The sequence below is a fragment of the Enterococcus sp. LJL90 genome (assembly GCF_056924355.1).
Window position 1 is genome coordinate 317,197 of the sequence record NZ_JBXPBQ010000001.1, and the last position, 14,209, is coordinate 331,405.

A 14,209-nucleotide genomic window follows, 5' to 3' on the forward strand; every position below is an offset into this window, starting at 1 on the left:
TTCCGTTTTTCCAGTTTGTTGTAGTCCACTGTTTTGTAAAAGGAAAGACAGTTGGCTAGTAAACAATCTTATTAGAAGAAGTTGAATCACTTGAGATGAAATAGGAGGGGATAAGATGACACTTATAAAAAAATTATTGTGGATCATTGTTGCCTTGATTCCTTTAGCATGGGTTTTTTCTTGGCATCTATGGATTACGCCATTTTTCGGTGATACTGTCGGCCAATTGTCTCTAGTTGGCTTAGGATTATTTCTTTTGGGAGTGGGCGTGTACCGTACTGCCAAAGGATATGGTCGCCAAGATCCCGGTGAAGATCAGCCTTGAAGCTGAAACATAAAGACTACTTTAATTGGAAATTTTAAAGGTAAAAACTATGACTTTGATTGTAGCACTAACAACTTGCTGAATAGGTTCTTACTTGCAAAAAAAATTCGCAGGTAAAGAACTTGGTAAGTTCAGCAGCAGCTACTTTGTTGGTCATAGTTTTTTCTTGTGTTACGGTTCTTTTCCGATGATAATGGGTTTTAAATAGAAGAAACTTGACAGGAAAGGACAGAGCGCAATGGCAAAAGTAGCGTTTTACGGGGCCATCAGTTTAGATGGTTTTTTAGCAGACCAAAAGGACAGCCTGGAATGGTTGTTTGAGACCAATCAAGGCGGTGTCGAAACTTACAGCGCCTTTTACGAAAAAATTGGCTCGGCTGTGATGGGTCGCATCAGCTATCAGGAGACCAAAAAGATTCTAGCCGGCGAGCCGTTAAATCCCGGCAAGCAAAATTATGTGTTTTCCAACACTCTAACGGCTGACTTGCCCGATGCAATTGTGGTGAAGCAGGAGCCGGCTGCTTTTATTTCACAATTAAAAGCTCAAGAGGAAAAAATGATTTGGATCGTCGGCGGTGGTGGCCTCGTGACCGAGCTGATTCAAGCAGACTTGATTGATGAATGGTGGATTCAGATTACCCCGATTTTACTAGGCAAAGGCAAACGCCTTTTTGAAGAGGCGGACTATCAGCAACGTCTGAAGCTAGTAGATACGACAATCATGGGAGAATTTGTTGAGCTGCATTATCAGCGGGAAAAATAAAACTAAAAAGGTTGTAGGAATTTTTTTAAAATAGTCAGCTATTGCCGATGAATGCTACCGCTTCCGATAACTTTTGTTATAATAAAAGAAAAGGAGGCGCTTTTAAAATGATGAATGAATTCAAAAAAAGTGAACCAAGTCGCCATTTCAGCGACTTTCATTTGGCCGGCTTTGCCTATTGGGATGGGATTCATGTGGCAGAAGAGTTGAACTGGGGCAAGCCGGTAACCCTTCAGGCTGAACCGGACAATCCCCACGATCCTGAAGCTGTGGCGGTTTATTATCAAGATAAGAAAATTGGCTATGTACCTAGGGGCAAAAATCAAGTGCTCAGCCAGCTCTTATATTATGGCTACGGCGAAATGTTTGAAGCCTTTATTCAAGCTGTCAATAAAGACAGCCATCCTGAACGCCAATTTCGCGTTGTTGTGATGCTCAAGGATGGCCGGAAGTAAAAAATCAAAGCAGATATTTTTACAAAATGGCAGAAACTTGTGATACTGGTTTAAAAAAAGTAGGTGTTCTGATGAGTACAATGGTTTTTGTAAACTTTCCAGTGACAGATTTGACTCGTTCTATCAATTTTTACGAAGCACTAGGCTTTCGGCAAAATCGCGATTTTTCCAATGAGCATTCGGCGGCACTAGTCTGGGACGATAATTTTTGGATTATGCTGTTGACCCATGATTTTTACCAAGGTTTTATTCGGGATAAAAAGATTGCCAATCCCCACACCCACAGCGGATCGATGGTAGCCTTTGGTTTAGCTAGCGGTGATGCAGTCAAAAAATTTGCCGCAACCGCCAAAGCTAATGGCGGCGATTTCTATCATTTAGAGATGGGGATTCCCGAAGAACAGATGGTTCAACTGGAAGTGGAAGACCCTGATGGCAATTTGATGGAGCCGACTTGGATGGCTTTTTCATAAAGACTGGCTTTTCTTTAGCAGACTTGTGCTATACTAAAAACAATTAAATAAAGAAACATTTGGGGTGCACTATGCTGAGATTATACCCATTGAACCTGCCGCAGTTAAAACTGCCGAAGGGAAATGTCAATGACTGAATTTTTCAGAGGCTGTGACGCTAATCTGTTAACGGAGCCATTTTCAAGTATTCGTTGAGAATCTTTGAAAGTTGCGCTTTGTTGGACTATTGTCGCTGCCTCTTTTTTCTAGCCGCCATTTGTTTTCTAAGTGAATAGAAAATAAATGGCTTTTTGTTGTTGAACTAAAAATTTAAGCTAAGAAATAACTAAGACAGTTAAATCGGAAAATAAGGAGGAACAGATGACCCATTCGCAAAAAGTATTTCGCCTAGCTTTTTTAGGACTGATGATTGCGCTAGATGTCGTGTTATCACCACTGTTTCGCATCGAAGGGATGGCACCAATGTCCAGCGTTATGAATATTATCGCTGGTGTTTTGCTGGGACCATTTTTTGCAACGGTGATGGCGCTGGTCTGCGGCATCATTCGAATGACCTTATTAGGCATTCCGCCGTTAGCATTAACAGGGGCAGTTTTTGGAGCAGCCTTAGCAGGCATTGGCTTTCGTCTATTTCAAAAACCAATTGGAGCGATGCTGGGGGAAATTATCGGCACAGGTATTCTCGGTTCAGTTTTATCCTATCCAGTGATGGTTCTTTTTACTGGTAGTAGCCAAAGTCTTTATTGGTTTATTTATACACCAAGGTTTATCGGAGCAACGCTGATTGGTTCCGCCGTTGCGTGGCTTTTGCTGAAAAAAATCAGCCCGCTCCCTAGTTTCAAACGTGTTCAACAAATTTTTGGAGGGAAATCCCATGGAAAACTCAAGGCTTGAAGATTACACTAAAGCACTAGCAGAAATTTTTCCTTTGAAAAAAAGTCCTTTGGTGCAATGTATTACTAATGAAATCACCTGTGAGTCTGTCGCAAATGCCCTCTTATATATCGAGGCCAAGCCGGTGATGGCGGATGACCCGCGGGAGTTTGCTGATTTCTTTAAGCAAAATGATAGCTTGCTGCTGAATTTAGGACATTTATCGCCAGAACGGGAAGCCAATTTACTAGCCGCCGCTACTTTTGCTGAAAAAAAGGCGACGCCAATAGTCATTGATTTAGTCGGCGTTTCTGCTAGTCAGCTGCGCTACGATTTGGCTTGGCAACTGATGACGCACCAGCCGCAAATTGTGAAGGGCAATATATCTGAGCTGCGGCGCTTTTGTCAGTTAACCAGCCATGGGCGTGGCGTTGACGGCAGCCAATTGGATCAGGAAATGGCCGGTCTACAGGAATTAGCCGCTGCACTACAAAAAGTTGCGCAAGATTATCCTGAAACGATCTTTTTAGCAACCGGTGTGCAGGATGTATTGGTTAACAAAAATGAGTGCCTGCTTTTGAAAAATGGTGTCTGGCAGTTGGATAATTTTACCGGTACAGGAGACATTGTCGGTGCTTTAGCCGCTGCCTTTTTAGGCAGCGGGCAACGGACGATTGTGGCAGCGCTGGCCGCTGTGACCTATTTCAATTTATGCGGTGAAGTTGCCAGTCAAACATTGGGAACGCCAGAGGCTTTGGCTGATTTTCGCCAGGAGACCCTCAATCAATTGGCGCTGTTAAAGGAGCAGTCGCTCTGGTTTGAAAAGTTAAAGGGGAGTGTTTTATGAAGATGGAAAAATTACTGAAGCTTTATCTTGTGACAGGAGCATTTGATTTATCCGAGGAGCAATTTTTGTCGGTGATTACAGAGGCCTGTGAAAATGGCGTCACTTTAGTCCAACTGCGGGAAAAAACCTTAACCACCGGCGATTTTTTTAACTTAGCGGTCAAGGTGAAAAAAATTACCGACACCTATCAGATTCCTTTGATTATTAATGATCGGGTCGATATTTGTCTGGCTGTCGATGCCGCTGGTGTGCATATCGGCGATGATGAATTACCGGTATCGGTGACGCGACAATTAATCGGCGATAAAATTTTAGGGGTGTCGGCAAAGAGCGTGGCCCGGGCTAAAGAGGCGCAAGCCAGTGGAGCGGACTATCTGGGAGTTGGGGCGATGTTTCCCACGAAAACCAAAGACAGTCCTGTCACTCCATTAAATACTTTGAAGGATATCACAGCAACGGTTGCCATTCCGGTGGTAGCAATTGGCGGCATTAATGAAACAAATCTACAGACTTTCTCAGGCAGCGGGATTGCTGGTATCGCAGTGGTCAGTGAGATTATGAAGGCAGATACAGTCGCCGAAAAAGTCCGCAGCTTAAATCAAAAAATGAATGAATTATTGGAGGAGAAATAAATGCAAAATAAAACTCCGCAAGTCGTCACAATTGCCGGCAGTGATTCTGGGGGCGGCGCCGGTATTCAGGCGGATTTAAAAACGTTTCAAGCCCGTCATGCATTTGGCATGAGCATTATCGTGGCCTTGACTGCCCAAAATACTTACGGCGTCCAAGATAGCTTAGCGATTCCCAGCGCATTTATCGATGCTCAATTTGCATCTTTAGCCGCCGATTTTGCTATCAAAGCCTGTAAAACAGGAATGCTGGCAGACATTGAGCGGGTGGAAACCGTCGTTGAAAATTTGAAAAAATATGATTTTGGACCATTAATTGTTGATCCGGTGATGATTGCAAAGGGTGGTCATCCTTTATTGCAGGATGCGGCAGTGGCTGTTATCAAAGAAAAATTACTCCCGCTTGCGACAGTGGTCACGCCTAATTTACCGGAGGCCGAAGTGATCTTAGGCAGAGAAATTAAAACAGCCGCCGAGATGATTCAAGCGGCTAAAGATATTCAAGCAATAGGCGCTAAAAATGTAATCATCAAAGGCGGGCATAGTGCCGATCCACAGGCTGCCGATTTTATTTTATTGGCCAATCAAAAAGCATTTTGGCTGAAAACACCCCGAGTGGAAACTGAAAATACCCACGGGACCGGAGATACCTTCTCGGCCTGCATCGCCGCAGAATTAGCTAAAGGGACCGACTTAGAAACTGCAATCATTATTGCCAAAGAATTTATTCAAGGCGCAATTTCTGAGGGAATCTCAGTGGGACATGGTCACGGCCCAACCAACCATTGGGCCCAACCAAGTGAAGCGGTTGAATTTATAATAGAAGAAAATATGTAATCGACCTGACAATCAGCAGACTAAATTTTTGCTGATTGTTTTTTTTCATGCTAGATTTGTAGTATTCAAAAAAGGAGCGATTTGCATGACAAAAATTAATCAACCGGTGACACTGAAAAATGGCGTAATACTGCGCAATCCCTTGATGCTGGCCCCAATGACCACGCAAATGAGTTTTTTTAATGGGATAATCACGCAGGATGAAATTACGTATTATCAAAATCGTAGCCAAGCGATTGGAGCGGTCATCACTGGCGCTGCCAATGTGCAGGCAGTCGGCCAAGGCTGGGCTGGAGAACTTGGCGTCTACGATGATAAATTTATTCCCAATTTAACTAAACTAGCGACAGCGATTAAAGCCGGCGGGGCGAAAGCAATTTTGCAAATCTTTCACGGCGGCCGGATGTCGCCAAAAAATATTTTAAATGGTGCTGAACCGGTTTCAGCCAGTGCCGTAGCGGCCGAACGACCAGGCGCACCGACGCCACGGGCTTTGACCGGGGAAGAAGTTTTACAAGTGATTACCGATTTTAAGGCGGCTACCAAGCGGGCGGTGGCAGCCGGTTTTGACGGTGTCGAAATCCACGGCGCTAACACTTACTTGATTCAGCAATTTTTCTCTCCTCATTCTAATCGACGGGAAGATGAGTGGGGCGGCAGTCTAGTCAAAAGATTTCATTTTATTGATATCTTAGTCGATGAAATATTGGCGGCCGGTAAAGAAAAGTCAACCGATTTTATCGTTGGCTATCGCTTTTCTCCAGAAGAATATGAAACACCAGGCATTCGCATGGAGGATACTTTATATTTAGTTGACCAATTAGCAGAAAAAAATTTAGATTATCTCCATGTCTCTTTAAATGAATACCAACGTGTTTCTGTTCAAAAAGAATTTCAAGAAAAAAGTATTGTCGATTATCTACAGGAAAAAATTGCCGGTCGGGTGCCATTAGTAGCTGTTGGCGGCATTGAAGAAGCAGCTGACGTTGAAGCATTGTTGAACCATGCTGATTTAGCTGCGGTCGGACAGGCTTTGATTATTGATCCTGACTGGGGCGAAAAAGTTTTAACTCAACAGCCAGTTCATCGCGTAAGTGACTTGGATTCCGCTAACAGAACGCTGCGGGGCACTAGCCTCTGGGATTTTGTTAATACCATTCGTTTAGATAAATAAAATCTGCGAGTAACAATTTTTGACAAATTCCTAAAAAGCTGTTAAATTATTATAGTTCAAATCGTAATTATTTCGATTTGTTAAAGCGAATGAAATTTTCAGGCTTGGTTCAGAGGAACGTGGACTTAGGCTAAAAGGAAAAGTAGTTTGCAGGATAAAAAAATTTAACTTTTAAGAGGAAAAGAGGAGCACTGAGATGGCTAAAAAATCAAAAATTGCGAAAGCAGCAAAACAACGGGCATTGATTGCTCGTTATGCAGATCTCCGTCAAGAATTAAAGGCCAACAATGATTTAGATGGCCTGCGGAAATTACCAATAGATTCTAACCCTAATCGCTTGAAAAATCGTGACCTAATCGATGGTCGCCCCCGTGGTTATTACCGGAAATTTGGCATGTCACGGGTCAAGTTTAGAGAACTTGCCTTAAAGGGTCAAATCCCCGGCGTCAAGAAAGCTAGTTGGTAGATAAGTAAAATAAAAAAAGTTCAGCTAATTGTGGCTGAGCTTTTTTTGTTGCGCTAAAAATTAATTTTTGTTAACCAATTTTCAAATAGATTACAAAAAAATCCTGCTAGAAAATCGAAGTTCAAACTATTCTAGCAGGATTATTTAAATCGGTGATATTAACTATGATTGACTAGATTTTTCAAACCTTCGGCACAATATTCTTAAGCTTTTGGTTACTGCGGACTCTTAAGAGAATAAAGATGCCAATCAGCAACGTGACAGCTGCTAGTAACACGGCCTTTTCATTGAGAATTGGCACTAATAGGCTGGTGAAAACAGCACCTAAAAAGAAGCTGAGAATGATGACTAAAATATCGCAGCCTTTTTCTAGGGCTTTTTTATTTTTTTGCGTAATACCGTCGTAAAAACTTTCGGCTAAAGTGCGGATATTACCGGTCATCATCAAAGAAGTGAAGGGAGCACCTTTTAGTTTGCGAAATTCTTGTAATTGAATGGCAGCCGTAATTGAAATCAAGGCACTTGCTAGCCGGTCTGACAAAAATGGTGACAAAAAGGCCGTCAAAATAATCAAAATAATTTCAAAAACCATCAAACAAATTGGCCGTAGACTTTCGTCGTGATGTTCCGCATAACGTTGCTGAAACAGCCGGGTTAAAATAACCCCCAGCATAAATGCAAATAACGGAATTAGGTAGTGAACTAAATCTGCAAAATTACTATTTAAAATATGAATGCCCATTAAAATTAAATTGCCGGTCTGTAAACCGGCAAAAACTTCGCCGTGGACCAAATACGTATACGCATCTAAAATGCCCGCAGTTACCGCTAAGAGGGCACCAATTTTTAAGGTTTCGTGGGGTGAAACATCTTTGTTCATCATGATTACCTGCCTTTTCCTTCGCTATTATACTCTGGGAGAAATCATTTTGAAAGTTTTCTTACCTTCTTTCCTCAAAAAAGTTAGCCAACTAGATTTTTATGGATTTTGACGGGCGCTTTGATGAATCAAGAAAAACTTCTCTAACAGGTTTGTCTCGAACCCATGCTTGATAATTTTAATTGAGAAAATCGCAGAAATTGAATCTCAAAGGATATCTGCTAAAATTAAACTAACAGAGATGGTGTCAGGTTTTATTGTTCGACGAGCTTTTGAATCAGATTGTTTTGTGATTGAACAGGAACTAATCGCAATTTCACAACACTAGTATCCTTCGCCAGATGAGCATCTGGAAATCTTAATTCGTCTTTATTTTTAACCTAAGCGACACTCTCAAAATGGATTCGCAAACTAACTTGCAAGGAGGAATTATTGACAATGGAAATGTATCAATTGAATGATGGCTTTGACTTACCAAAGGTTGGTTTTGGGACTTATCGCTTAAATGGAACAGCCGGGGCCCGCAGGATTGAATCGGCTTTAAGCGTTGGCTATCGCTTAATCGATAGTGCCTTCAATTATGAAAACGAAGGGATTGTCGGTCAGGCAATCAAAAACAGCAGTGTGCCCCGAGATCAGATTACGGTGACTTCAAAACTTCCTGGGCGTCATCATCATTATCAAGAAGCCTTGGAAACAATTCAAGAATCAGTCACACGGATGGGTCTTGACTATTTAGATTTATATTTGATTCATTGGCCAAATCCTCAGAAAGATTTGTACGTCGAAGCGTGGCAGGCCTTAATCGATGCCCAGCGTTGGGGCTGGATTCGTTCTATCGGGGTGAGTAATTTTCTGCCGGAACATATCGAGCGCCTAGAAAAAGAGACGGGTGTTCTGCCAGCTGTCAACCAAGTTGAACTACATCCGTTTTTCAACCAAGCAGAGCAACGGAAGTTTGACGCCTCGAAAAAAATTATCACGGAGGCTTGGAGTCCTCTAGGCCGGGCCAACGACCTTTTACAAAATGAAACGATTAAAGAAATTGCCGCTACTCATCACAAGTCGATTGTCCAAATTATTTTGCGTTGGCATTTACAACTAGGGGTTGTGCCGATTCCTAAGGCTAGTCATGTTAGTCGCCAGCGGGACAACTTAGCAATTTTTGATTTTACTTTATCAAATGAAGAAATGGCAACTATTAATCAGTTGTCCCACGCAGATGGCCGCACCTTTAATCAAGACCCAGCTGTTTACGAAGAATTTTAACAGATACAGCAAAAAATAAGCTGGCAACCGTGGAAATAAGTAAACAAATGGACTGCCTAAAAAAAACAAAAATTGATGAAATAGATGAGCAGCTTTTTTGGCTAATTTCTTACTCATTTATTTCATTTTGTGTTAGACTTATAAAGGAACCTCTTTTTTTAACTGGTTTTGTAAGCGCTTAAAATCGAAGTAAGGGAAAATGCGAAATAAGGGTGGTGACTGGGGATTTCAATCCATTTTCCAAGGATTAGTTTACTAATATTTTAGAAAGAAGGGTATTGAATGTCAGAAGAAAAGTATATTATGGCTATTGACCAAGGAACAACGAGTTCGAGAGCAATTGTTTTTAATAAAGCAGGTAAACCGGTCGGGAGTTCGCAAAAAGAATTTCCGCAATATTTCCCACATGACGGATGGGTGGAACATAATGCCAATGAAATTTGGAATTCTGTGCAATCAGTTATCGCAGGAGCTTTGATTGAAAGTGGTTTGCAACCGACACAAATTGCTGCTTTAGGGATCACGAACCAGCGGGAAACAACAGTTGTTTGGGAAAAAGATACTGGCAAGCCGATTTACAATGCAATTGTCTGGCAATCAAAACAAACCAGTGATATCGCAGAAGATTTAAAACAAAAAGGGTATCAAGAAAAAATTCAAAAGAAAACTGGTTTGATTATTGATTCCTACTTCTCTGGAACCAAGGTGAAATGGATTTTAGACCACGTTGATGGCGCTCGTGAGCGGGCGAAAAAAGGCGAGTTATTGTTTGGAACGATTGATACTTGGTTGGTTTGGAAACTAACCGGCGGTAAATCCCATGTCACCGATTATACCAATGCCAGTCGGACTATGATGTATAATATTTTTGATTTGAAATGGGATGAAGAAATTCTGGAAATTCTAGATGTTCCTAAAGAAATGCTTCCAGAGGTGCGTTCAAATTCTGAAGTTTACGGTAAAACTGAAAGCTATCATTTCTATGGCGAAAATGTGCCAATCGCCGGCATGGCTGGTGACCAACAAGCGGCTTTATTCGGCCAAACAGCCTTTGAAGCGGGCTCAGTGAAAAATACTTACGGTACCGGAGCCTTTATCGTAATGAATACCGGTGAAGAAGCCATTCATTCTGAAAATGGTTTGTTGACGACAATTGGCTATGGCATTAACGGTAAAGTAACTTATGCTTTAGAAGGTAGTATTTTCGTTGCGGGTTCTGCGATTCAATGGTTAAGAGATGGCTTGAGAATGTTTAAATCCTCACCAGAATCTGAAGAATATGCAACCCGTGTTGAAAATAGTTTGAATGTCTATGTAGTGCCGGCCTTTACAGGTCTTGGTGCGCCATATTGGGACCAAGATGCGCGGGGAGCAGTCTTTGGCTTGACTCGGGGCACGCAAAAAGAACATTTTATTCGGGCAACTTTAGAATCGATGGCTTATCAAACAGCTGATGTGGTGAAAACCATGAATAAAGATTCTGGTGTGGAAATTAAAGAGCTGCGGGTTGATGGAGGGGCTTCGAATAATGACTTCCTGATGAAATTCCAAGCAGACATTTTACAAACACCAGTTGAACGGGCCCATTATTTAGAAACAACGGCTTTAGGGGCAGCCTACTTGGCTGGTTTAGCAGTTGGCTTCTGGAAAGATTTAGATGAATTGAAGGCCTTCAACCAAGCCGGCGTGCGCTTTGATCCGACAATGGAGCCAGCATTGGCAGACAATTTATATGAAGGCTGGCAAGAAGCGGTTGAAGCAACGATGAAATACAAACATCGGCCATTAAAATAAAGAAAGCGGGGAGGCTCAATGACGGATATTTCCTATGAAAGTTTTGAACGCTTGGAAAGATTTATGGATTTAGGCTTTGAAGCAGTCGGGGTGCCTAAAGAAGATGCTGCCATCTGCGCAAAAGTCCTAATTGAATCTGATAAGCGGGGCATTGATTCTCACGGTGTTGGCCGCTTTAAACCGATTTATATAGATCGGATTGAAGAAGGCATTCAACATACAACAACTAATCTGCAAGTCATTCGCGAAACGAAAACCACCGCCGTGTTAGACGGCGGTGACGGCATGGGTCATGTGATTGGCGTTAAAGCGATGGAAATGGCGCTAGCGAAAGCCAAAGAGTATGGCATGGGCATGGTAGCCGTGCGTAATTCCACCCATTACGGCATTGCCGGCTATTATCCGCTAATGGCGGCTGAAGTAGGCATGATTGGCATCACTGGGACGAATGCTCGTCCTTCGATTGCCCCAACTTTTGGCGTTGAAAATATGCTGGGTACCAATCCATTAACCATCGGCTTTCCTACGGATGAAGATTTTCCATTTGTGATTGATTGTGCGACGTCAATTACGCAGCGGGGAAAAATTGAGCACTATGCCAGAATCGGTAAAACGATGCCTTATGGCTGGGTTATTGATGAAAAAGGTGAAGCTGTCACTGATCCTGACGTTGCTTTAGAAGGCTTGGTGAAAGGAACTTGTGCCTTAACACCCCTCGGCGGTATCGGTGAAGAATTGGCTGGCTATAAAGGTTATGGCTATGCGACTGTTGTTGAGGTTCTTTCAGCAGCGTTACAGGGCGGTTCATTCTTGCATCAGTTAACAGGAGTTGATGCACAGGGGGAAAAGCAGCCTTATCATCTCGGGCATTTCTTTATGGCCATTGATATCAATGCCTTCACAGACCCGGCGGAGTTTAAAAAAATGGCCGGTGATATTCTCAGGGACTTGCGGGCTTCCAAAAAAGCTGAAGGGGCTGAACGAATTTATACGGCCGGCGAAAAGGAATATCTAGCTTATTTGGACCGCAAAGAACACGGAGTACCGCTGAACCCAGCCGTTAAAAAATCATTAGTGGCTGTGCGGGACAAGTACCACGTTGACTTCAAATTCAATTGGGAGTAAATGAAAAATTTTAACAGGAGGGATAGGTCCGTCGACAAAAGTTGATGCTCTTATCCCTTTTTTAGTGAAAAGGAACCGATAAATTTTTGCTTATTTTTTTAAGAAAGCGTATGCTTTTACTGTAGAGAAATAGCAGTTATTTTTCTAACAGCAGAAGCAATATTAACCTATTGGAGGCTTTGATGATGAAAAAAATTATTAACGATCCGAAGAATATTGTTGCAGAAATGGTCACTGGTTTGACAAAGGCATACAGCAGTAAAATCGAGTTAGTGCCGGATACTTATGTTGTCAAACGGCTAAAAAATGCCGATCAAGTTGCTTTAGTCAGCGGCGGTGGTAGCGGCCATGAGCCGGCTCATGCTGGTTTTGTCGGCGATGGCATGTTAAGCGCTGCAGTTTGCGGGCAAGTCTTTACCTCGCCAACACCTGACCAAGTGCAGGCAGCGATTAACGCTACCCAAACTGGCAAAGGGGTCCTATTGATTGTCAAAAATTATTCCGGTGATGTCATGAATTTTGAAATGGCGAAGGATTTAGCGGAAATGGATGACATCGAAGTCGGCTATGTCTTAGTCGATGACGACATCGCTGTTGAAAACAGCACCTATACGCAAGGGCGCCGCGGCGTTGCTGGAACCGTTTTAGTGCATAAAATTTTAGGTGCCTTAGCTCGCAGTGGTCAAAGTGTCAAAGAATTGGAAACCTATGGCAATGAATTGGTTAAACAAATTAAGACTATCGGCATCGCACTATCTGGCGCAACTGTTCCAGAAGTGGGCAAGCCTGGTTTCGTGTTAGCCGAAGATGAAATGGAATACGGTGTTGGTATTCACGGAGAACCCGGCTATCGTCGTGAAAAATTAAAAGCTTCAAAAGAGATGGCCAAAGAAATTGTCGGCAAATTAAAAGAAGAATTTAACTGGCAAGCTGGTGATGAATACGGCGTCTTAGTCAATGGCATGGGAGCGACTCCATTGATGGAGCAATATGTTTTCTACAATGACGTTGAAGAACTATTGCGGGCGGATGGCATTAGCATCACCTTCAGTAAAGTCGGTAACTACATGACTTCCCTTGATATGGCCGGTCTATCGTTGACACTAATTAAAACCGATGAAAAAATTGTGGCTGCTTTAAATGAACCGGTTGATGTAATCGGCTGGTAAAATTTTCGCAGTTGTTGAAAGGAATTGTTGCAGATGTTTACACCTGAAAAATTAACCAAAGCCATCAGTCTGTTTGATGAAAAAATTGAAACCAATAAAGCCTACTTAAGCGAGCTGGATACGCCAATTGGTGACGGCGACCACGGTAACAATATGGCTCGCGGTATGGAAGCGATTCGCCAGCAGGATTTAAACGGCAGCGTGTTTGACCAACTAAAATTAGTTGCGATGCAGCTGATTAGTAAAGTCGGTGGTGCCTCAGGTCCGCTTTACGGTACGGCCTTTATGGAAATGGCCAAAGCCAGCAAAGACACTGAGGATCCCACAACCATTTTAACTGCCGGAATTGCCGGTATTGAAAAACGCGGCAAAGCCACACTCGGCGAAAAGACAATGTTGGACTTATGGATTCCTGCAGTGGCGGCAGTCAAAACTGGCGATTTAACAGAAGCAAAACTGACAGAATTTGTCGAAGCCACCAAAGATTTAGTCGCGACTAAAGGACGAGCATCCTACGTAGGAGAACGCTCCAAAGGCCACATTGACCCAGGCGCAATGTCTTCAAAATATTTATTTGAAGCCTTCATGGAAGCTGGGGTGTTGGACCATGACTAGCGGTATCGTGTTAGTTTCTCATGTGAAGGAAGTTGCTGAGGGCTTAGAAAAATTGATTCGTGAAGTCGCTAAAGACGTCCCCATCACCACAGCTGGTGGAACAGAAGACGGCGATATCGGCACCTCTTTTGATAAAATTTCTACGGCATTTGAAGACAACACAGCTGATGAACTCTTTGCCTTTTATGATTTAGGTTCAGCCAAAATGAACTTAGAGATGGCCATGGAAATGACAGAGAAAAAAATTCTCTTACAGGATGTCGCCTTCATCGAAGGAGCCTATACAGCCGCCGCCTTATTACAGGCGGGCACAAGCCAAGAGGATATTCTCGAACAATTAGCTCCATTAAAAATTAAATAAACTAGAAAACTAGCAGTTGAATCTTGTGAGGGAGATTCGGCTGCTAGTTTTTTAGTAGAAGAGCGAAAACATTAAAGAAAAGTTTGATATGCATACTAGATAAGTTAGTATGTATAAGAGAGATACTTGAATAAAGGGAAAGAGGACTGAGTTT

General features: G+C 42.6%; 17 protein-coding genes and 1 riboswitch. Of the genes, 16 read left to right on the top strand and 1 reads right to left on the bottom strand.

The features are described from left to right. The first annotated feature begins 115 nt into the window (after nucleotides 1-115). From AC1Z3S_RS01430 to rpsN, 10 genes are all read left to right on the top strand, one after another. Nucleotides 116-325: a hypothetical protein gene (locus AC1Z3S_RS01430; RefSeq protein ID WP_461738857.1), complete on the top strand. Its 210-nt coding sequence runs from the start codon at nucleotides 116-118 to the stop codon at nucleotides 323-325. Between the two features lie 238 nt (nucleotides 326-563). Then, a complete protein-coding gene (locus tag AC1Z3S_RS01435; RefSeq protein ID WP_461738858.1) occupies nucleotides 564-1,088 on the top strand; it encodes a dihydrofolate reductase family protein in 525 nt (174 codons plus the stop codon). Nucleotides 1,089-1,195: 107 nt separating this feature from the next. After that, nucleotides 1,196-1,543, top strand: coding sequence for an HIRAN domain-containing protein (locus AC1Z3S_RS01440; protein WP_461738859.1), 348 nt, complete (start codon nucleotides 1,196-1,198; stop codon nucleotides 1,541-1,543). Nucleotides 1,544-1,614: 71 nt separating this feature from the next. After that, nucleotides 1,615-2,016: a VOC family protein gene (locus AC1Z3S_RS01445; RefSeq protein WP_461738860.1), complete on the top strand. Its 402-nt coding sequence runs from the start codon at nucleotides 1,615-1,617 to the stop codon at nucleotides 2,014-2,016. A gap of 50 nt (nucleotides 2,017-2,066) precedes the next feature. Further along, nucleotides 2,067-2,155, top strand: a riboswitch (TPP riboswitch). 266 nt (nucleotides 2,156-2,421) lie between these two features. Beyond that, complete coding sequence (thiW, locus tag AC1Z3S_RS01450; RefSeq protein WP_461739411.1) at nucleotides 2,422-2,910, top strand: energy coupling factor transporter S component ThiW; 489 nt, start codon at nucleotides 2,422-2,424, stop codon at nucleotides 2,908-2,910. Then, nucleotides 2,891-3,736, top strand: a complete 846-nt coding sequence (gene thiM, locus AC1Z3S_RS01455) for a hydroxyethylthiazole kinase (RefSeq protein ID WP_461738861.1) — start codon at nucleotides 2,891-2,893, stop codon at nucleotides 3,734-3,736. Before thiW ends, thiM begins: the two co-directional genes overlap by 20 nt. Before the next feature lie 2 nt (nucleotides 3,737-3,738). Continuing rightward, on the top strand, nucleotides 3,739-4,368 hold the full coding sequence (thiE, locus tag AC1Z3S_RS01460; RefSeq protein ID WP_461739412.1) for a thiamine phosphate synthase: 630 nt from the start codon (nucleotides 3,739-3,741) through the stop codon (nucleotides 4,366-4,368). Beyond that, nucleotides 4,369-5,202 carry a bifunctional hydroxymethylpyrimidine kinase/phosphomethylpyrimidine kinase gene (gene thiD / locus AC1Z3S_RS01465; RefSeq protein ID WP_461738862.1) on the top strand — a complete coding sequence of 278 codons (834 nt, stop codon included), beginning with the start codon at nucleotides 4,369-4,371 and terminating at the stop codon, nucleotides 5,200-5,202. It begins immediately after the preceding gene. 85 nt (nucleotides 5,203-5,287) lie between these two features. Next, the gene (locus AC1Z3S_RS01470) at nucleotides 5,288-6,376 is read left to right on the top strand and encodes an NADH-dependent flavin oxidoreductase (protein WP_461738863.1); all 1,089 of its coding nucleotides are present in this window, start codon (nucleotides 5,288-5,290) and stop codon (nucleotides 6,374-6,376) included. A 196-nt stretch (nucleotides 6,377-6,572) separates the two neighbouring features. Continuing rightward, complete coding sequence (gene rpsN / locus AC1Z3S_RS01475) at nucleotides 6,573-6,842, top strand: 30S ribosomal protein S14 (RefSeq protein ID WP_461738864.1); 270 nt, start codon at nucleotides 6,573-6,575, stop codon at nucleotides 6,840-6,842. A 181-nt stretch (nucleotides 6,843-7,023) separates the two neighbouring features. On the opposite strand, the gene AC1Z3S_RS01480 is transcribed toward rpsN, so the two are convergent. After that, on the bottom strand, nucleotides 7,024-7,725 hold the full coding sequence (locus AC1Z3S_RS01480) for a YoaK family protein (RefSeq protein WP_461738865.1): 702 nt from the start codon (nucleotides 7,723-7,725) through the stop codon (nucleotides 7,024-7,026). A 435-nt stretch (nucleotides 7,726-8,160) separates the two neighbouring features. Here AC1Z3S_RS01480 and AC1Z3S_RS01485 point away from each other — a divergent pair, with 435 nt between their 5' ends. From AC1Z3S_RS01485 to dhaM, 6 genes are all read left to right on the top strand, one after another. Continuing rightward, nucleotides 8,161-8,991: an aldo/keto reductase gene (locus tag AC1Z3S_RS01485; protein WP_461738866.1), complete on the top strand. Its 831-nt coding sequence runs from the start codon at nucleotides 8,161-8,163 to the stop codon at nucleotides 8,989-8,991. 282 nt (nucleotides 8,992-9,273) lie between these two features. Further along, a complete protein-coding gene (gene glpK / locus AC1Z3S_RS01490; RefSeq protein WP_461738867.1) occupies nucleotides 9,274-10,785 on the top strand; it encodes a glycerol kinase GlpK in 1,512 nt (503 codons plus the stop codon). An 18-nt stretch (nucleotides 10,786-10,803) separates the two neighbouring features. Continuing rightward, the gene (locus tag AC1Z3S_RS01495) at nucleotides 10,804-11,910 is read left to right on the top strand and encodes an Ldh family oxidoreductase (RefSeq protein ID WP_461738868.1); all 1,107 of its coding nucleotides are present in this window, start codon (nucleotides 10,804-10,806) and stop codon (nucleotides 11,908-11,910) included. A gap of 185 nt (nucleotides 11,911-12,095) precedes the next feature. Then, complete coding sequence (gene dhaK, locus AC1Z3S_RS01500) at nucleotides 12,096-13,079, top strand: dihydroxyacetone kinase subunit DhaK (RefSeq protein WP_461738869.1); 984 nt, start codon at nucleotides 12,096-12,098, stop codon at nucleotides 13,077-13,079. A gap of 33 nt (nucleotides 13,080-13,112) precedes the next feature. After that, nucleotides 13,113-13,694 (top strand): dihydroxyacetone kinase subunit DhaL, encoded by a 582-nt coding sequence (gene dhaL / locus AC1Z3S_RS01505; RefSeq protein ID WP_461738870.1) that lies wholly within the window; start codon nucleotides 13,113-13,115, stop codon nucleotides 13,692-13,694. Further along, a complete protein-coding gene (gene dhaM, locus AC1Z3S_RS01510; RefSeq protein ID WP_461738871.1) occupies nucleotides 13,687-14,055 on the top strand; it encodes a dihydroxyacetone kinase phosphoryl donor subunit DhaM in 369 nt (122 codons plus the stop codon). The genes dhaL and dhaM overlap by 8 nt, the downstream gene beginning before the upstream one ends. The last annotated feature ends 154 nt before the right edge of the window (nucleotides 14,056-14,209 follow it).